The 15521-nt window shown below is 74.0% G+C and carries 19 protein-coding genes; 7 read left to right on the top strand and 12 right to left on the bottom strand.

The window, feature by feature from the left end:
- Nucleotides 1-95: 95 nt before the first annotated feature.
- Nucleotides 96-587: a hypothetical protein gene (locus ACFW1I_RS28790; RefSeq protein WP_384675334.1), complete on the bottom strand. Its 492-nt coding sequence runs from the start codon at nucleotides 585-587 to the stop codon at nucleotides 96-98.
- A 172-nt stretch (nucleotides 588-759) separates the two neighbouring features.
- Here ACFW1I_RS28790 and sph point away from each other — a divergent pair, with 172 nt between their 5' ends.
- Nucleotides 760-1740: a sphingomyelin phosphodiesterase gene (sph, locus tag ACFW1I_RS28785; protein ID WP_384675332.1), complete on the top strand. Its 981-nt coding sequence runs from the start codon at nucleotides 760-762 to the stop codon at nucleotides 1738-1740.
- A gap of 22 nt (nucleotides 1741-1762) precedes the next feature.
- Here sph and ACFW1I_RS28780 read toward each other — a convergent pair whose 3' ends face one another.
- Entirely contained in the window at nucleotides 1763-2239 is a 477-nt protein-coding gene (locus tag ACFW1I_RS28780; protein WP_384675330.1) for a hypothetical protein, read from the bottom strand.
- Between the two features lie 44 nt (nucleotides 2240-2283).
- Nucleotides 2284-2769 carry a macro domain-containing protein gene (locus ACFW1I_RS28775; protein WP_384675328.1) on the bottom strand — a complete coding sequence of 162 codons (486 nt, stop codon included), beginning with the start codon at nucleotides 2767-2769 and terminating at the stop codon, nucleotides 2284-2286.
- An 83-nt stretch (nucleotides 2770-2852) separates the two neighbouring features.
- On the opposite strand from ACFW1I_RS28775, the gene ACFW1I_RS28770 reads away from it, so the two are divergent.
- The 3 genes from ACFW1I_RS28770 to ACFW1I_RS28760 are packed head-to-tail and all read left to right on the top strand — an operon-like array spanning nucleotide 2853 to nucleotide 4368.
- Nucleotides 2853-3062 carry a helix-turn-helix domain-containing protein gene (locus tag ACFW1I_RS28770; RefSeq protein ID WP_031004626.1) on the top strand — a complete coding sequence of 70 codons (210 nt, stop codon included), beginning with the start codon at nucleotides 2853-2855 and terminating at the stop codon, nucleotides 3060-3062.
- A complete protein-coding gene (locus ACFW1I_RS28765) occupies nucleotides 3062-3586 on the top strand; it encodes a Clp protease N-terminal domain-containing protein (RefSeq protein ID WP_384675326.1) in 525 nt (174 codons plus the stop codon). Before ACFW1I_RS28770 ends, ACFW1I_RS28765 begins: the two co-directional genes overlap by 1 nt.
- Before the next feature lie 50 nt (nucleotides 3587-3636).
- Nucleotides 3637-4368: a MerR family transcriptional regulator gene (locus tag ACFW1I_RS28760; RefSeq protein ID WP_384675324.1), complete on the top strand. Its 732-nt coding sequence runs from the start codon at nucleotides 3637-3639 to the stop codon at nucleotides 4366-4368.
- On the opposite strand, the gene ACFW1I_RS28755 is transcribed toward ACFW1I_RS28760, so the two are convergent.
- The 4 genes from ACFW1I_RS28755 to ACFW1I_RS28740 all read right to left on the bottom strand — a co-directional run bounded on the left by ACFW1I_RS28755 (nucleotide 4355) and on the right by ACFW1I_RS28740 (nucleotide 10164).
- Complete coding sequence (locus ACFW1I_RS28755) at nucleotides 4355-6529, bottom strand: 3-hydroxyacyl-CoA dehydrogenase NAD-binding domain-containing protein (RefSeq protein ID WP_384675322.1); 2175 nt, start codon at nucleotides 6527-6529, stop codon at nucleotides 4355-4357. The genes ACFW1I_RS28760 and ACFW1I_RS28755 overlap by 14 nt on opposite strands.
- A 39-nt stretch (nucleotides 6530-6568) precedes the next feature.
- Nucleotides 6569-7783 (bottom strand): acetyl-CoA C-acetyltransferase, encoded by a 1215-nt coding sequence (locus ACFW1I_RS28750; RefSeq protein WP_362173719.1) that lies wholly within the window; start codon nucleotides 7781-7783, stop codon nucleotides 6569-6571.
- Nucleotides 7784-7849: 66 nt separating this feature from the next.
- A complete protein-coding gene (locus ACFW1I_RS28745) occupies nucleotides 7850-9001 on the bottom strand; it encodes an acyl-CoA dehydrogenase family protein (RefSeq protein ID WP_384675319.1) in 1152 nt (383 codons plus the stop codon).
- Entirely contained in the window at nucleotides 8998-10164 is a 1167-nt protein-coding gene (locus ACFW1I_RS28740) for a CaiB/BaiF CoA transferase family protein (protein ID WP_384675317.1), read from the bottom strand. The genes ACFW1I_RS28745 and ACFW1I_RS28740 overlap by 4 nt, the downstream gene beginning before the upstream one ends.
- A gap of 190 nt (nucleotides 10165-10354) precedes the next feature.
- On the opposite strand from ACFW1I_RS28740, the gene ACFW1I_RS28735 reads away from it, so the two are divergent.
- A complete protein-coding gene (locus tag ACFW1I_RS28735) occupies nucleotides 10355-11560 on the top strand; it encodes a saccharopine dehydrogenase family protein (RefSeq protein WP_384675315.1) in 1206 nt (401 codons plus the stop codon).
- Between the two features lie 114 nt (nucleotides 11561-11674).
- Here the strand turns inward: ACFW1I_RS28735 and ACFW1I_RS28730 are convergent, their stop codons facing one another.
- The 4 genes from ACFW1I_RS28730 to ACFW1I_RS28715 form a co-directional block, all read right to left on the bottom strand.
- Nucleotides 11675-12106: a RidA family protein gene (locus ACFW1I_RS28730; protein WP_384675313.1), complete on the bottom strand. Its 432-nt coding sequence runs from the start codon at nucleotides 12104-12106 to the stop codon at nucleotides 11675-11677.
- A gap of 61 nt (nucleotides 12107-12167) precedes the next feature.
- Nucleotides 12168-12554, bottom strand: a complete 387-nt coding sequence (locus ACFW1I_RS28725; protein WP_384675311.1) for a VOC family protein — start codon at nucleotides 12552-12554, stop codon at nucleotides 12168-12170.
- Nucleotides 12551-12691 carry a morphogenic membrane protein MmpA gene (gene mmpA, locus ACFW1I_RS28720; RefSeq protein WP_384675309.1) on the bottom strand — a complete coding sequence of 47 codons (141 nt, stop codon included), beginning with the start codon at nucleotides 12689-12691 and terminating at the stop codon, nucleotides 12551-12553. The genes ACFW1I_RS28725 and mmpA overlap by 4 nt, the downstream gene beginning before the upstream one ends.
- Nucleotides 12692-12740: 49 nt before the next feature.
- Complete coding sequence (locus tag ACFW1I_RS28715; protein ID WP_384675307.1) at nucleotides 12741-13457, bottom strand: endonuclease V; 717 nt, start codon at nucleotides 13455-13457, stop codon at nucleotides 12741-12743.
- 62 nt (nucleotides 13458-13519) lie between these two features.
- Here ACFW1I_RS28715 and ACFW1I_RS28710 point away from each other — a divergent pair, with 62 nt between their 5' ends.
- On the top strand, nucleotides 13520-14080 hold the full coding sequence (locus tag ACFW1I_RS28710) for a hypothetical protein (protein WP_384675305.1): 561 nt from the start codon (nucleotides 13520-13522) through the stop codon (nucleotides 14078-14080).
- Between the two features lie 35 nt (nucleotides 14081-14115).
- A complete protein-coding gene (locus ACFW1I_RS28705) occupies nucleotides 14116-14415 on the top strand; it encodes a YciI family protein (protein ID WP_031004604.1) in 300 nt (99 codons plus the stop codon).
- Between the two features lie 9 nt (nucleotides 14416-14424).
- On the opposite strand, the gene ACFW1I_RS28700 is transcribed toward ACFW1I_RS28705, so the two are convergent.
- Nucleotides 14425-15501, bottom strand: a complete 1077-nt coding sequence (locus ACFW1I_RS28700; RefSeq protein ID WP_384675337.1) for a WD40/YVTN/BNR-like repeat-containing protein — start codon at nucleotides 15499-15501, stop codon at nucleotides 14425-14427.
- Nucleotides 15502-15521 lie beyond the last annotated feature (20 nt).

The following is a 15521-nucleotide window of genomic DNA, read 5'->3' as shown; positions in this document are numbered from 1 at the left end:
CCCAGTGTGCGCGTCGACCCCCGCCGCGGGGCCCGGGCCCGTGGGCTCTCGCCCCGGGTACGGCCCCGGCGTGGTGATCTGCGGTTCGGTCGCGGTCAGGCGCGGTCGGCGCCGACCGGCTCGCCGACGATGCGGCCGGCGAGGGCGTGGGCCCAGGCGTCGACGTCGGCGTTGAGCTCGCGCTCGGCGGCCTCGCGCTCGGCGGCGATCTTCGCGCCACCGGCGGCGAGGATCGCGTCGCGCTCGGCCTGGCCCTCGGCGCGGGCGGCGGCGATGGCGGCGGAGCCCTCCTCGACGGCCTTCGAGCGGATCCGGGCGGCGTCGTGGCGGGCCTCGGCGAGCTCGGCCTCGTACTGGGCGCGGATGTCGGCGGCCTCGGAGCGCAGGTCGTCGGCGCGCTCGGTGCCGCCGTCGATGGCGTCCTCACGCTGCTCGATCGTGCGCTTGATCTTCGGCAGGATCACCTTCGCCATGAAGAAGAAGGTCAGGAAGAACACGGCGAAGCCGATGATGAGCTCGGCCCAGACGGGGTTGAGCGGGCCGAGGTCCATGTTGAAGATCTTGGCATTGGAGGCGAGGGTCGTCATGGCGCGCATTCTACCTGGTCCCGGAAGCGGCGAATCGTACACCCCGTCGATCGTTGGCGCGCTCGTACGACGCGGTCAAGATTCCCGGCACCTGGAGGCTACCGGAAGGTAACTACGGCTGGTTGTATGTCCCGCGCCGAGTCCAACCCCCCACCACTCGACGGGAGTTCACGTGTCCCTCAGCGCGTTCCGCCGTATCCCCGGTGCCGCCCTGTCCCTGGCGCTCGCCGCCGCCACCCTGGCGGCGACCGCCCCCGCCGCCTCCGCCGCCGCCACCGAGGCGCCGCGCATGAAGGTGCTCACCTACAACGCCTTCCTCTTCAGCAAGACCCTGTACCCGAACTGGGGGCAGGACCACCGGGCCCGCGCGATCCCCGCGGCCCCCTTCTTCCAGGGCCAGGACGTCGTGGTGATCCAGGAGGCGTTCGACAACTCCTCCTCCGACGCGCTCAAGGCGAACGCCGCCGCGGCCTACCCGCACCAGACGCCCGTCATGGGCCGCTCGAAGACCGGCTGGGACGCCACCGGCGGGGCCTACTCGGCGACCACGCCCGAGGACGGCGGGGTGACGATCCTCAGCAAGTGGCCGATCGTCCGCAAGGAGCAGTACGTCTACAAGGACGCCTGCGGCGCCGACTGGTACTCGAACAAGGGCTTCGTCTACACGGTCCTCGACGTGAACGGCAGCCGCGTCCACGTCGTCGGCACCCACGCCCAGTCCACCGACCCGGGCTGCTCGGCGGGCGAGGCGGCGCAGATGCGCAGCCGCCAGTTCAAGGCGATGGACGCCTTCCTGGACGCCAAGAACATCCCCGCGAACGAGCAGGTGATCGTCGCGGGCGACATGAACGTGGACTCCCGCACGCCCGAGTACGCCTCGATGCTCGCCGACGCGGGGCTGGCCGGTGCGGACGCCCGCACCGGTCACCCGTACTCCTTCGACACCGAGCTGAACTCGATCGCGGCGGACCGCTACCCGGACGACCCGCGCGAGGACCTGGACTACGTCCTGTACCGGGCCGGCAACGCCCGCCCGGCGAACTGGACGAACCACGTGGTCCTGGAGTCGAGCGCGCCGTGGACGGTCTCCAGCTGGGGCACGTCGTACACCTACACCAACCTGTCCGACCACTACCCGGTGACCGGCTTCTGAGCCGGCCGCCCGGGCCCGCGGGTCAGTGGCCGGGGCCGCCGAAGGCGGTGTACGCCCAGGCGGCGACGGCTATGCCGACCAGCACCAGCACCACCCAGGAGCCGGCACTCGTGTGCCGGCTCCCGGCCTTCGGCGCCTTGGGTGCCTTCGCCCCCTTCCGGGGCCGCCCGGCCCGCGAGGGCCCCGCGTCGGGCGCGGCCGGCTCGGCCGCCCCGGCGACCTCGGCGAGCATCCGCCGGCAGACGGTGGCCAGCTCGGAGACCGGCGCCGTCAGGTCCACCACCACCTCGGTACGGGCCGGCGCCGTGGTCCCCCCGTCGAGCAGCCGCCCGGCCCGCAGCAGCGCCTGGTCCTTGCCGCCCGTGGGGGCGAGGCTGATCCAGCGCCGCACGTGCTCGCCGCGGATCACGACACCGCCGCCCCGCTCCCGGTACACCGTGTGCTCCCGCCACAGGACTCCGGCCAATTCCGAAGCGGTCTCCCTGAGTTGCGCGTACATCCCTCTCCCCTGTTCCCTCCGCCGACGCGGACCGGCCGCCGACTCTAGCTCCCGCCGAGGTCGTACACGGTGACCGGTATCCCCCGCGCCGTCAGCCGCTCCCGGACCAGCGGCTCCACCCGCTCCCACCGTCCGCCGGCCAGCCCGCAGCCGATCCGCGGCATGTGCACGGAGGCGCCGAGCTCGACGGCCTTGTCCGCGAGGCGCCCGAGGGCCGCGTCGACGGCCTCGTACCGCACGGGGACACCGGTGCTCCGGCCGGTGCGGATCCCCCGCTGGCCCACCAGGTTCGCCACCCAGAGGTACGGCGCGACCTGGACGAACTGCGCCGCACCGAGCCCGAAGTCGTTGGACGCCCGCTCGCGGTGCCAGCGGCGGTAGGCCGCCTCCGGCTCCGGCCAGCGGCGCGAGACGGCGACCACGAAGCCCTTGCCCCAGCCGCCGAGGTCGTTGCAGACGTGGGCGATGATCCGGACGCCCTTTCCGCCGGGTGCCGTCGCGTCGCCCCGGACGTACTCGATCTCTGTCATGGGGTCACCGTAGGAGACGGGTCCGACATCACCGCCTGTCAACCATGGTTGACACCCCTCGGCTGTCAACCTACATTGACAGCATGACCGATGCGACCGATCTCGCCGCGCGGGCCGGCGACCGCGATCCCCGGGTGGGGCTGCGGGCCGTCTCCGCCCTGCGGCGGCTGCTGGAACAGCTGGAGGCCGTCCAGGTGCGCGGTGCGCGCGCCCAGGGGTGGTCCTGGCAGGAGATCGCCACCGAGCTGGGGGTCAGCCGGCAGGCCGTTCACAAGAAGTACGGGAGGCAGTGATGTTCGAGCGGTTCACGAAGGCGGCCCGGGACGTGGTGAAGGGGGCGGCGGAGCACGCGGAGCGGGGCGGGGCCGAGGCCGTCACCGAGGAGCACCTGGTGCTCGCCCTGCTCGACCGGGAGGGGACGCGGGCCGCCGGGGCGCTCGGGCGGCTCTGCCCGGTGGAGCGGCGCGGCGCGCTGGTCGCGGCGCTCGCCGACGCGCGGCGGCGGGGCGGCCTCTCGCGGGCGGACTCCGAGGCGCTGGCGGAGCTCGGGATCGACCTCGGAGCGGTCGTCGCGCGCGTCGAGGAGACCCATGGGGCCGGGGCGCTCTCCGCCCGCCGCGGGCGCTCCGGGCGCCGCCCGTTCTCCCGGGAGGCGAAGACCGTCCTGGAGAAGTCGCTGCGGGTGGCGCTGGCCCGCAAGGACCGCGCGATCGGCGACGAGCACCTGCTCCTCGCCCTCACCACCACCGGCGGTGTCGTCGCCGAGGTCCTGGCCGACCACGGCGTGACGTACGCGGCCGTCGACACCGCGCTCTGAGCCGTCCGGGGGCTTTTACAGCAATGGTGAGACAGCAATACTGTTCCACCATGGAGGACGAGAGCGGCGAGGCCCCGGGCTACACCGTCGACGAGCTGGCCGCGCGGGCCGGGGTCACGGTGCGGACCGTGCGGTTCTACGGGACGCGGGGGCTGCTGCCGCCGCCGGTGATCGGGCCCCGCCGGGTCGGGCGGTACGGCCCCGAGCACCTGGCCCGGCTCGCGCTCATCGAGGAGCTGCAGCGGCAGGGCATGACGCTCGCCGCGATCGAGCGGTACCTGGAGCAGCTGCCGGCCGACCTGAACGCGCAGGACCTCGCGGTGCACCGGGCGCTGGTGGCGTCCTGGGCGCCCGAGTCCGCCGAGACGATCACCCGGCGGGAGCTGGAGCGGCGGGCCGGGCGGGAGCTGACCGACCGGGACCTGGCACGGCTCGCCGCGATGGGCGTGCTGGAGGCCGGCGAGGACCCGGAGGTCTTCCGGCTCGACGGTTCGCTGCTGCGGCTCGGGGTCGAGATGCTGGACGTGCCGATCGAGCACGACGCCATCCTGGCCTCGCGGACCGTGCTGCTCGACCACGCCCGGTCCGCCGCCGAGGAGCTGGCCCGGCTCTTCCAGGAGCAGGTGTGGAACCCGTACCGGGAGAGCGGGGAGGACCCGGACCACCTGACCGCCATGAAGTCGCTCTCCGCGCACATGCAGCCCATCGTGGTCCAGGCCCTCCTCACCGCCTTCCAGCGTTCCCTCAGCGCGGAGCTGAGGGCCGCCTTCAGGCGTCCGTGAAGGCCTCGCCCCGCTCGGCCTTCGCCACCAGGAGGGCGGGCGGGTCGAACCGCTCGCCGTACGTCTCCGCCAGCTCGTGGGCGCGGGCCACGAAGCCGGCCACCCCGCCCTCGTAGCCGTTGACGTACTGGAGGACGCCGCCGGTCCAGGCCGGGAAGCCGATGCCCATGATGGAGCCGATGTTGGCGTCCGCGACCGAGGTCAGGACGCCCTCCTCCAGGAGGCGGACGGTGTCCAGGGCCTCCGCGAAGAGCATCCGCTCCTGCATGTCGCGGAAGGGGATCTCGTACCCGGGCTTGGTGAAGTGCTCGCGCAGGCCCGGCCACAGCTTGCCGCGCCCGCCGTCCTCGGCGTAGTCGTAGAAGCCCGCGCCGCCGCTGCGGCCGGTGCGGCCGAACTCGTCGACCATGCGGTCGATCACGACCTCGCCGGGGTGCGAGACCCAGGTGCCGCCGGCCTCCTCGATCGCCTTCCGCGTCTCGTTGCGGATCTTGCGCGGGAGGGTGAGGGTCAGCTCGTCCATGAGGGAGAGGACCTTCGCCGGGTAGCCGGCCTGGGCGGCGGCCTGCTCGACGGAGGCGGGCTCGATGCCCTCGCCGACCATGGCGACGCCCTCGTTGATGAAGTGGCCGATGACGCGCGAGGTGAAGAAGCCGCGCGAGTCGTTGACGACGATCGGCGTCTTGTTGATCTGGCGGACCAGGTCGAAGGCGCGGGCCAGGGCCTCGTCGCCGGTGCGCTCGCCCTTGATGATCTCGACCAGCGGCATCTTGTCGACCGGCGAGAAGAAGTGCAGGCCGATGAAGTCGGCCTGGCGCTCGACGCCCTCGGCGAGGACGGTGATCGGCAGGGTCGAGGTGTTGGAGCACAGCAGCGCGTCGGGCTCGACGACGTGCTGGATCTCCTGGAAGACCTTGTGCTTGAGCGAGGTGTCCTCGAAGACGGCCTCGATGACCGCGTCGCAGCCGGCCAGCGCCTGCGGGTCGGCGGTGGGGGTGATGCGGGCGAGCAGGGCGTCGGCCTTCTCCTGGGTGGTGCGGCCCCGGTCGACGGCCTTGGCGCAGAGCTTCTCCGAGTACGCCTTGCCCTTGGCGGCGGCCTCGTCGGTGACGTCCTTGAGGACGACCTCGATGCCGGCGCGGGCGCAGGAGTACGCGATGCCGGCGCCCATCATGCCGGCGCCGAGCACGGCGACCTTGCGGACCTGGCGCTTCTCGACGCCCTTGGGGCGGCTGGCACCGGAGTTGACGGCCTGGAGGTCGAAGAAGAACGCCTGGATCATGTTCTTCGCGGTCTGGCCGGTGACCAGCTCGGTGAAGTAGCGGCTCTCGATGGTGATCGCGGTCTCGAAGTCGACCTGGGAGCCCTCGACGGCGGCGGCCATGATGGCCTTCGGCGCCGGGTAGGGCGCGCCGTTCAGCTGCTTGCGCAGATTGGCCGGGAAGGCCGGCAGGTTGGCGGCGAACTTCGGGTTCGACGGGGTGCCGCCGGGGATCCGGTATCCGGGCACGTCCCAGGGCTGGCGGGACTCGGGGTGCGCGTCGATGAAGGCGATGGCCTTGGCCATCATCTCCTCGGGGGTGGCGGCCAGTTCGTGGATCAGTCCGCTGTCCAGGGCGCGCTTCGGGGCGTACTGGGTGCCCTGGAGGAGGACCTTGAGGAGGGCGTCGGTGATGCCCATGAGGCGGACCGTGCGGGCGACGCCGCCGCCGCCCGGCAGCAGGCCGAGGGTGACCTCGGGCAGGCCGATCTTGGAGCCGGGGGCGTCGAGCGCGATCCGGTGGTGGGATGCGAGCGCGATCTCGTAACCGCCGCCCAGGGCCGCGCCGTTGATCGCGGCGACGACCGGCTTGCCGAGGGTCTCGATGCGGCGCAGCGCGTTCTTGATCTCGATGGCGGTGTCGAAGATGTCCTGGGCGTGCTCGGGGCCCGCCTGGATCATGTCCTTGAGGTCGCCGCCGGCGAAGAAGGTCTTCTTCGCCGAGGTGTAGATGACGCCCCGGACCGAGTCCTTCTCGGCCTCCAGGCGGTCGGCCACGGCCAGGATGGACGCGCGGAACGCCTGGTTCATGGTGTTGGCGGACTGGTTCGGGTCGTCGAGGACGAGGGTGACGATCCCCGTGTCGTCCTGCTCCCAGCGGATGGTGGTGCTCTCGCTCATGACTGATGCTTCTCCGGTAGTGGGGTGCGGACGGGGAGGTCAGACGCGCTCGACGATGGTGGCGATGCCCATGCCGCCGCCGACGCAGAGGGTGGCGAGGCCGTAGCGCTTGTCCTGCCGCTCCAGCTCGTCGACGAGGGTGCCGAGGATGATGCCGCCGGTGGCGCCGAGCGGGTGGCCGAGCGCGATCGCGCCGCCGTTGACGTTGACCTTGTCCAGGGAGACGCCCATGTCCTTGACGAAGCGGAGGACGACCGCGGCGAACGCCTCGTTGATCTCGATGAGGTCGATGTCGTCGATGGTGAGGCCGGCCTTGGCGAGCGCCTTGCGGGCGGCCGGGGCGGGGCCGGTGAGCATGATGGTGGGCTCGGAGCCGGAGACGGCCGCGGCGACGATCCGGGCGCGGGGCGTCAGCCCGTACCGCTCGCCGACCTCCCGGGAGCCGACGGCGAGGAGGGAGGCGCCGTCGACGATGCCGGAGGAGTTGCCGGCGTGGTGGACGTGGTCGATCTCCTCCACCCAGTGGTACTTCTGCAGCGCGACGGCGTCGAAGCCGCCGAGCTCGCCGATGTCCTTGAAGGACGGCTTCAGCCTGGCGAGGGAGTCGGCGGTGGTGCCGGGGCGCATGAACTCGTCGTGGTCGAGGACGGTGAGCCCGGCCCGGTCGACGACGGGGACGACGGAGCGGGCGAAGCGGCCCTCCTTCCAGGCGGTCGCTGCGCGCTCCTGGGAGAGGGCGGCGTACTCGTCGACGTCGCGCCGGGTGAAGCCCTCGATGGTGGCGATGAGGTCGGCGCCGATGCCCTGCGGGACGAAGTTGGTCTCCAGGTTGGTCATCGGGTCGGCGAACCAGGCACCGCCGTCGGAGGCCATCGGCACCCGGGACATCGACTCGACGCCGCCGGCCAGGACCAGGTCCTCCCAGCCGGAGCGGACCTTCATGGCGGCCATGTTCACGGCTTCGAGGCCGGAGGCGCAGAAGCGGTTCTCCTGGACGCCGGCGACGGTGTCGGGGAGGCCGGCGGCGATGCCCGCGATCCGGGCGATGTCGGAGCCCTGGTCGCCGACCGGGCCGACGACGCCGAGGACGATGTCGTCGATGGCGGCCGGGTCCAGACTCGGGTTGCGGCGCTGGATCTCGCGGATCAGGCCGGTGACGAGGTCGATGGGCTTGGTGCCGTGCAGGGAGCCGTTGGCCTTGCCGCGTCCGCGCGGGGTGCGGATCGCGTCGTACACGTACGCTTCGGTGCTCACGGGAAGCCTTTCGCGGTGAGGGTTCTTCGAGGGGTGCGAGGGGCGGTCGGCCGAGGAGGTCGGGGTTCAGCCGAGGAGGGAGCGGCCGATGATCTCCTTCATGATCTCCGTCGTGCCGCCGTAGATGGTCTGGATGCGGCCGTCGGTGAAGGCGCGGGCCACCGGGAATTCGCTCATGTAGCCGTATCCGCCGTGCAGTTGCAGGCAGCGGTCGGCGACCCGCTTCTGCAGCTCGGTCGCCCACCACTTGGCCATGGAGGCGTTGACGGGGTCGAGGCCGAGGCCCGTGGGGTCGGCGTGCTCCTCGATGCAGCGGTCCACGAACGCCCGGGTGACGGCGCACTCGGTGGCCATCTCCGCGATCTCGAACCGCACGTGCTGGAGCTTGGCGAGCGGCCGGCCGAACGCCTCGCGCTCCTTGACGTACGTCGTCGTCAGCTCCAGGAGGTGCTCGGCGCCCGCGATCCCGGCGACCGCGATGGCCAGGCGCTCCTGCGCCAGGTTGGTCATCAGGTGGACGAAGGCGCCGTCGAGCTCGCCCAGGAGGTTCTCCTTGGGCACCCGGACGTCCGTGAAGAACAGTTCGGCGGTGTCCTGGGACTTCTGGCCGATCTTGTCGAGGTTGCGGCCGCGCTCGAAGCCCTCCATGCCGCGCTCGACGACGAGGAGGGAGAGGCCCAGGGCGCCGCCCTCCGGGGTGGTCTTCGCGACGACGATCACCAGGTCGGCGAGGATGCCGTTGGAGATGAAGGTCTTGGAGCCGTTGAGCACCCAGTGGTCGCCCTGGTCCTCGGCGGTGGTGCGGATGCCCTGGAGGTCGGAGCCGGCGCCCGGCTCGGTCATCGCGATGGCGGTGATCAGCTCCCCGGAGCAGAAGCCGGGGAGCCAGCGCCGCTTCTGCTCGTCGGTGGCGAGCTTGGTGAGGTAGGGGCCGATGATGTCGTTGTGCAGGCCGATGGCGAGGCCGGGCGCGGCGGCCCGGGTGAACTCCTCGGCGAGCACGGAGGCGTACCGGAAGTCGGGGTTGCCCCCGCCGCCGTACTCCTCGTCGACGGCGATGCCGAGGAGGCCCTGCCGTCCGGCGGCGCGCCACGCCTCGCGGGAGACGATGCCGTCCTTCTCCCACTGGGCGTAGTGGGGCAGCACCTCCTTCTCCAGGAAGGTGCGGACGGTGGCCCGGAAGGCCTCGTGGTCCTCGGTGTAGAGGGTGCGCTTCATGCGGTCTTCGACTCCTGGGTGTGCGGGGCGTCCTGGGGGCGCAGGGCGGGGACGGCCCAGTCGCGGGCGACCTCGGCGGCGTCGGCGCCGGGCAGGGCGGGGCCGGTACGGAGGGTGCCGGGGGTGGCGGAGAAGCGGGGCGCGGGCGCCGGCTGGACGAGTCCGCCGTGCTCGGTGAAGGTGGCGCGGGCGGCGAGGTGCGGGTGGGCGGGGGCCTCGCGGAGCGAGAGGACGGGGGCGACGCAGGCGTCGGAGCCCTCGAAGACCTCGGTCCACTCGGCCCGGGTGCGGGTCAGGAAGCGCGCGGCGACGGTCGCGCGCAGCTCGGGCCAGCGGGCGAGGTCGTTACGGAGGGACCGGGCGTCCGGCAGGTCGAGGAGGCGGGCGAACTCGTCGTAGAAGCGCTCCTCCAGGGCGCCGACCGCCATGTGGCCGCCGTCGGAGGTGGTGTAGACGCCGTAGAAGGGGCAGCCGCCGTCGAGGAGGTTCGCCGCGCGCCGGTCCTGCCAGCCGCCGGCTGCGAGCATGGCGTGGATCATGGTGGTGAGGTGGGCGGTGCCGTCCACGATGGCCGCGTCGACGACCTGGCCCTCGCCGTGGGCGCGGGCGTGCTGGAGGGCGGCGAGGACGCCGACGACGAGGTAGAGGGAGCCGCCGGCGTAGTCGCCGACCAGGTTGGCGGGGACGACCGGGGGGCCGTCCGGGTCGGCGCCGATCATGCCGAGGGCGCCGGTGAGGGCGATGTAGCCGATGTCGTGGCCGGCGGTGCGGGCGAGCGGCCCGTCCTGGCCCCAGCCGGTCATCCGGCCGTAGACGAGCCGGGGGTTGCGGGCGAGGCACTCCTCGGGGCCGACGCCGAGGCGTTCGGCGACGCCGGGGCGGTACCCCTCGATCAGGACGTCGGCGCGCTCGACGAGGTCGAGGACGGTGGCGGGGCCCTCGGGCTGCCGGAGGTCGACGATCACTGAGCGCTTGTTGCGGTTGGTGAGGTCCTTGGCGGGGTCGACGCCGAGGCCGGCGCCGCCGGGGCGGTCGACGCGGACCACGTCGGCGCCGAGGTCGGCGAGGAGCATGGCGGCGAAGGGGCCGGGGCCGATGCCGGCGAGTTCCACGACCCGGATCCCGGCGAGCGGGCCGGTGCGCTCGGTCTGCCTCGTGCTCATCGAGCCCCCAGAGTGTGTGACACCAATGATGTAACACCGGAGATGCTAGGAACGTGTTCCACTCGGCACAAGCCCCCCGGCCGAGCAAGCGCTTGGAAATTCGGCGGGCCGGGCCGGTCCGCTATCCTCCGCCGACGGCGCGACCACCGGACGTGACGACGCGCGACGGGACGACGGGAGTGGGGGCTCGATGGAGACAGGGGCGGACGCGGGGCGGGACCCCGGCGGACGGCGGTACGACGTGGTCCTGTTCGGGGCGACCGGGTTCGTGGGCGAGCTGACCGCGGAGTACCTGGCCGAGCACGCCCCCGCCGGGTGCCGCTGGGCCCTCGCCGGACGCTCGGCCGCCAGGCTGGCGGCGCTGCGGGACCGGCTCGCCGCCGGCCGGCCGCACCTGGCCGACGTCCCGCTGCTCGTCGCCGACTCCGGCGACCCCGCCTCGCTGCGCGCGCTCGCGGAGTCGGCGCGGGTGGTGGCCTCCACCGTCGGCCCCTACGTCTGGTACGGCGAGGGCCTGGTCGCCGCCTGCGCGGACGCCGGCACCGACTACCTCGACCTGACCGGCGAGGCCGAGTTCGTCGACCTCATGTACGTCCGCCACGACGCCCGCGCCCGGGAGACCGGCGCCCGGCTGGTGCACGCCTGCGGCTTCGACTCCGTCCCGCACGACCTCGGCGTGCTCTTCACGGTGGAGCGGCTGCCGGAGGGCGTGCCGCTGCGCGTCGACGGCTTCGTCCGGGCCGGCGCCGTCTTCTCCGGCGGCACCTTCGCCTCCGCGCTGACCGCCTTCGGGCGCGGCCGGGAGATCCTGCGGGCCGCCCACGAGCGCCGGCTGCACGCGCCCCGGCTCGTGGGCCGGCGGGCCCGCGCACCGCTGGGCGCGCCCCGGTTCAGCGCCGAGACCGGCACCTGGGCGCTGCCGCTGCCCACCCTGGACCCGCAGGTGGTGGCCCGCTCGGCGGCCGCGCTCGCACGGTACGGCCCCGACTTCCGCTACCGCCACTACGCCTCGGTGAAGACCCTGCCGATGGCGCTCGGCGGCACGGCGGCGATCGGAGCAGCCATCACTGCGGCCCAACTCCCGCCCGTGCGCCGGTGGATGATGGACCGTTACGAGGCGGGCTCGGGCCCGTCGGCGGAGCGGCGCGCCCGCAGCTGGTTCACGGTCCGCTTCGTCGGCGAGGGCGGCGGGCGGCGGGTCTTCACCGAGGTCTCGGGCGGCGACCCCGGCTACGACGAGACGGCGAAGATGCTCGCCGAGTCGGCGCTCTGCCTCGCCCTCGACCCGCTGCCGAAGACGTCGGGCCAGGTCACGACGGCGGTGGCGATGGGCGACGCGCTCATCAGCCGGCTGCGGGCCGCGGGCCTGCGCTTCCGGGTGGCGCACCAGGAGTAGCGGCGGGTCGCGCCCGGACGCGGGCGAAGTGCCGGTGGACGCCCTCCACCGGCACGGGCCGCCCCCACCGGGCGCCGGTCGCCGGTCGCCGGTCGCCGAGGGCGGACGCTCGGTTCACCAGCCGATCATGTCGGGGGCGCTGTGGTCGACCACCACGGCGTCGACCTCGACCTCGACCAGCCACGCCGGGTCGATGAACCGGGACACCTCGACGAAGGTGCAGGCGGGGCGGACGGCGGCGAACCGCTCGCCGTGGGCGCGGGCCGCCTCGCGCCAGGTGGCGGCGTCGGTGAGCATGACGCGGGTGCGGACGACGTCCTCCAGGCGGGCGCCCGCCTCGCGCAGGGCCGCCTCGGCGATGTCGAGACAGCGCACGGTCTGGGCGTAGACGTCGCCGGGCGCGGCGGTGGTGCCGTCGGCCGCGATCGGCGCGGTGCCGGCGACGGAGACGTACGGGCCGTGCCGCACGGCGCGGGAGAAGCCGATCTCCGGTTCCAGCGGGGAGCCGGAGGAGACGAGCCGTCGGGGTGTGGTGTGCAGGTCCATCCCGTCTTCCTTCCCCCGGTGCGCCCCGGTCAAATCCGGCGCGGGGGAGGCGGCCCGGGCCTCAGTCCCCCATGAGCCGGAACGGGTGCCCGGCCGGGTCGGCGTACACCCGCCAGAGCGGCCGGGCGGCGTCCCCGTCTCCCCCGCCCTCGCCGAGCGGTACGGCTCCGAGCGCGAGCACCGTCTCGTGGGCGGCGGCCGGGTCCGGGACCCGGACGTCGAGGAGGAACTGCTGCTCCGGGGCGCCCCAGACGGGCGGCCGGTGGTCGGCGACGTCCTGGAAGGCGAGGACCGGTCCGCGCGCGTCGCGCAGCACGGCGGAGCCCGCTCCGACGGCGAGCCCCGGGTCGGGCGCGGCGATCTCGCCGCCCAGCAACGCCCGGTAGAAACCGGCGAGTTCACGGGAGTCGGGGCAGTCGAGCACGACGCACCGCAGCCGCCCGGTCATCCGGTGGTCCAGTCGGCGAGCACGTACAGGATGGCGCAGGTCCAGGCGAGCGCCGAGAGCGCGGCGACGGCGAGGACGACGGGCATCGCGCGGCCCGGGGAGCGGCGGCGGGGGTGCGTGGTGACGGGGGTTGTCATGGGGGCCACTGTGCCGTGGGGGTCTGACAACGGGCATCCGTACGGGTACTCAGACGCGCCTGGTACGCGGACGCCATGACGCCCGGGCCTCGTCGAGGGCGCGCCGGCAGAGGGCGTCGGCGTGCCGGGTGGTCTCCGGGATCCGGTAGCGGGGGGTGAGCGCGAGGGTGTGGGCACAGGCGTTGCCGAGGGAGATCCGGTGGCCGACGGAGACGAAGACGGGCTTGACCCCGCTCCGGGTGCGCAGCGCCCACCCGACCTCCTCGCCGTCGGCGAGCAGCGGCGCGAAGTCGCCCCGGTCCGGGCCGGGTTGCTCGTAGGCGAAGGTGAACGGGTTCTTGGCGACGCCGATCGCGGGCCGGCCGGTGAGCACGCCGAGGTGGGCGGCGAGCCCGAACCGGCGGGGGTGGGCGAGGCCGTAGCCGTCGCAGACGAGGAGGCCGGGGTCGGCGGCGAGGGCGTCGAGGGCGGCCAGCACGGTGGGGATCTCGCGGAAGGCGAGGAGTCCGGGGACGTACGGGAAGGAGACGCGTCCCACGGCGGTCGCCTCCTCGACGACCGCGAGGGTCCGGGCGTCCAGGACCACGGCCGCGGCGGCGACGAGGTCGCGCTCGTCGTCGTACGCCACGTCGAGCCCGGTGACGTGTCCCTCGCCCGGCGCCGGGCCCTCCTCGTCCAGCACGAGCCGTCCGCGCAGCGCGCGTTGGACGTCCAGCGCCGTCTCCTCGTCGGCGGGCCAGTCCGCCGGTACCCCGATGATCCCCATGCGGCCACCCTACGGCGGAGGCGTCCGGCGGCCGTGTCGGCGGGGTGCGGTAGCTTCCCGGGATGACCGCGATCGACGCTCTCGTACGCCTCTGCCCGCCGCCCGCCGCACCGCCGCCCGCCGTGGACTGGGCGGGCACCGAGCGTGCGCTCGGGGTGGCGCTTCCCGCCGACTACAAGCGGCTGGTCGAGACGTACGGCCCCGGGGTCTTCGACGAGACGGTCTGGCTGCTGACGCCGGACGCCGGCCGCGCCCACCGCGATCTGGTCGCGCAGGCCGCCGAACGGGTCGAGATCCTGGAGTCGTTGCGGGAGTGGGAGGACGACGAGTGGCCCGCCGAGCTGAGGGAGCCGGGGGCGCGGGTGGTGCCGTGGGCGTTCGAGGAGGGCTCGGGGGCGTTCCTGTACTGGCTGGTGCGGCCGGACGCGCACCCCGACGAGTGGCCCGTCCTCTACAACGAGGGGCGCGGCCCGCTGTGGGAGCGGCACGGGCCGGGGTGCGCCGCCTTCCTGCTGGGGGTGCTCACGGGCACGGCGGAGACCTCGTACTTCGGCTATCTCTACGAAGTGCTGAAGCCTGCGGAGCACCGTTTCGAGCAGCCCTCCGTGATCCCCGAGGACTGATCGCCGGGGCGGGCCCCGCCGGTAGCCTTGCACGCATGTTCGTACTCGAATTGACCTACACGGCGCCCGTCGAGCGGGCGGACGCCCTCATGGACGCGCACATCGCCTGGCTGGACGAGCAGTACGCCGCCGGGGTGTTCCTCGCCTCGGGGCGGAAGAACCCGCGGGACGGCGGGGTGATCCTGGCGGCCGGGGTCGACCGGGCCGCGATCGAGCGGATCGCGGCGGCCGACCCCTTCAGCGCCGAGGGCGTGTGCGCGTACCGGATCACCGAGTTCTACGCGTCGAAGACCGTCGAGGGCCTGGCCGGGTACCGCGAGCAGCCGCCGGCCTGACCCGGTGCCTCACGGGCGGTCGAGGGTGGCGATCCGGCCCTTCTCGCCGGAGGCCCAGCAGCCGCCGTCCGGGGTGCAGTCCACGGTGTCGTACGAGCCGGTGTCCACGGTCCGCCAGGTGCGGCCGCCGTCGCGGGTGAGGTCGGTGCCGGTGGGTCCGACGGCGAGGGCGGCGGCCCTGGTGTGCGGGAGCCAGGCGACGCCGGAGCGGTAGGCGGGCGGGGGCGTGCCGGCCGGGGTCCAGTCCCGGCCGCCGTCGGCGGTGACGGCGGCGACAAGCGGCGACGGCTGTCCGGTGCGGTAGTCGCCGCCGACCGCGAGGCCGTGGTGGCGGTCGCGGAAGGCGAGCGCGAAGACGCCCCTGGCCGGGTCGCCGGCCGGGACCGGGCTGTCGGTGACGGTCCAGGTGCGGCCCCGGTCGGCCGAGTGGAAGACGCGGGCGGTGGCGGCGCCGCCGGTCGCGAACCAGACGTCCTGCCCGCCGGTCGCCGCCGTGACCAGGCACTGGCCGCTCGCGGCGAAGCCCGCCTCGCCGGGGAGGGCGGCGGGCATCCCGGAGTCCGGCAGGACCTCCCAGCTGCGGCCGCCGTCGCGGGTGGAGAGGATGCGGAACCTCCCGTCGACCGGGTCGCTCAGGGCGAGGCCGTGGCGGCGGTCGAGGAAGGTCACGCAGTCGTAGAAGGCGCGCGGGTCGGTGTTGCGGAAGGTCTCGGTCCAGGTGGCGCCGCCGTCCTCGGTGCGCAGCAGCCGGGACGCCTCGCCCTCGCCGATGGCGAGGACGACCGCCCGGCGGGCGTCGAACGCCTCGACGTCGCGGAGCTCCAGGCCCTCGGCGCCGGCGGGCGAGACGTTCCGCCAGGTGCGGCCCGCGTCGGTGGTGCGCAGGACGGTGCCCTTGGAGCCGGCGGCCCAGGCGGTGCCGCGGTCCACCGCGGCCAGGCCCCGGAAGCGGACGTCGGTCCCGGTGGGGGTGAGCCGCCAGCCGTCCGCGGAGGTGGCGGCGGCGGGGGCCGCGGGGGTCTCCCCGGCCCGCGCGGGGGCCGCGAGGGCGAGCGCCAGCGCCGCCCCCACCAGTCCCGCCGTCATCGTGCGTCGCGCCGTTCGCA

The sequence above is a fragment of the Streptomyces sp. NPDC058955 genome (assembly GCF_042741435.1).
Classification (GTDB): domain Bacteria; phylum Actinomycetota; class Actinomycetes; order Streptomycetales; family Streptomycetaceae; genus Streptomyces.
This window is presented reverse-complemented; position numbering and strand designations above follow the sequence as displayed.

Bases quoted from the DNA above. Each gene is read 5' to 3' on its own strand.
- ACFW1I_RS28735 (WP_384675315.1), top strand. From the start codon at position 10,355: ATGGAGACAGGGGCGGACGCGGGGCGGGACCCCGGCGGACGGCGGTAC.
- ACFW1I_RS28700 (WP_384675337.1), bottom strand. From the start codon at position 15,501: ATGACGGCGGGACTGGTGGGGGCGGCGCTGGCGCTCGCCCTCGCGGCC.
- ACFW1I_RS28725 (WP_384675311.1), bottom strand. From the start codon at position 12,554: ATGACCGGGCGGCTGCGGTGCGTCGTGCTCGACTGCCCCGACTCCCGT.
- ACFW1I_RS28740 (WP_384675317.1), bottom strand. From the start codon at position 10,164: ATGAGCACGAGGCAGACCGAGCGCACCGGCCCGCTCGCCGGGATCCGG.
- ACFW1I_RS28765 (WP_384675326.1), top strand. From the start codon at position 3,062: ATGTTCGAGCGGTTCACGAAGGCGGCCCGGGACGTGGTGAAGGGGGCG.
- ACFW1I_RS28755 (WP_384675322.1), bottom strand. From the start codon at position 6,529: ATGAGCGAGAGCACCACCATCCGCTGGGAGCAGGACGACACGGGGATC.
- ACFW1I_RS28775 (WP_384675328.1), bottom strand. From the start codon at position 2,769: ATGACAGAGATCGAGTACGTCCGGGGCGACGCGACGGCACCCGGCGGA.
- ACFW1I_RS28710 (WP_384675305.1), top strand. From the start codon at position 13,520: ATGACCGCGATCGACGCTCTCGTACGCCTCTGCCCGCCGCCCGCCGCA.
- ACFW1I_RS28715 (WP_384675307.1), bottom strand. From the start codon at position 13,457: ATGGGGATCATCGGGGTACCGGCGGACTGGCCCGCCGACGAGGAGACG.
- ACFW1I_RS28760 (WP_384675324.1), top strand. From the start codon at position 3,637: ATGGAGGACGAGAGCGGCGAGGCCCCGGGCTACACCGTCGACGAGCTG.
- ACFW1I_RS28780 (WP_384675330.1), bottom strand. From the start codon at position 2,239: ATGTACGCGCAACTCAGGGAGACCGCTTCGGAATTGGCCGGAGTCCTG.
- ACFW1I_RS28790 (WP_384675334.1), bottom strand. From the start codon at position 587: ATGACGACCCTCGCCTCCAATGCCAAGATCTTCAACATGGACCTCGGC.
- ACFW1I_RS28705 (WP_031004604.1), top strand. From the start codon at position 14,116: ATGTTCGTACTCGAATTGACCTACACGGCGCCCGTCGAGCGGGCGGAC.
- mmpA (WP_384675309.1), bottom strand. From the start codon at position 12,691: ATGACAACCCCCGTCACCACGCACCCCCGCCGCCGCTCCCCGGGCCGC.
- ACFW1I_RS28730 (WP_384675313.1), bottom strand. From the start codon at position 12,106: ATGGACCTGCACACCACACCCCGACGGCTCGTCTCCTCCGGCTCCCCG.
- ACFW1I_RS28770 (WP_031004626.1), top strand. From the start codon at position 2,853: ATGACCGATGCGACCGATCTCGCCGCGCGGGCCGGCGACCGCGATCCC.
- ACFW1I_RS28745 (WP_384675319.1), bottom strand. From the start codon at position 9,001: ATGAAGCGCACCCTCTACACCGAGGACCACGAGGCCTTCCGGGCCACC.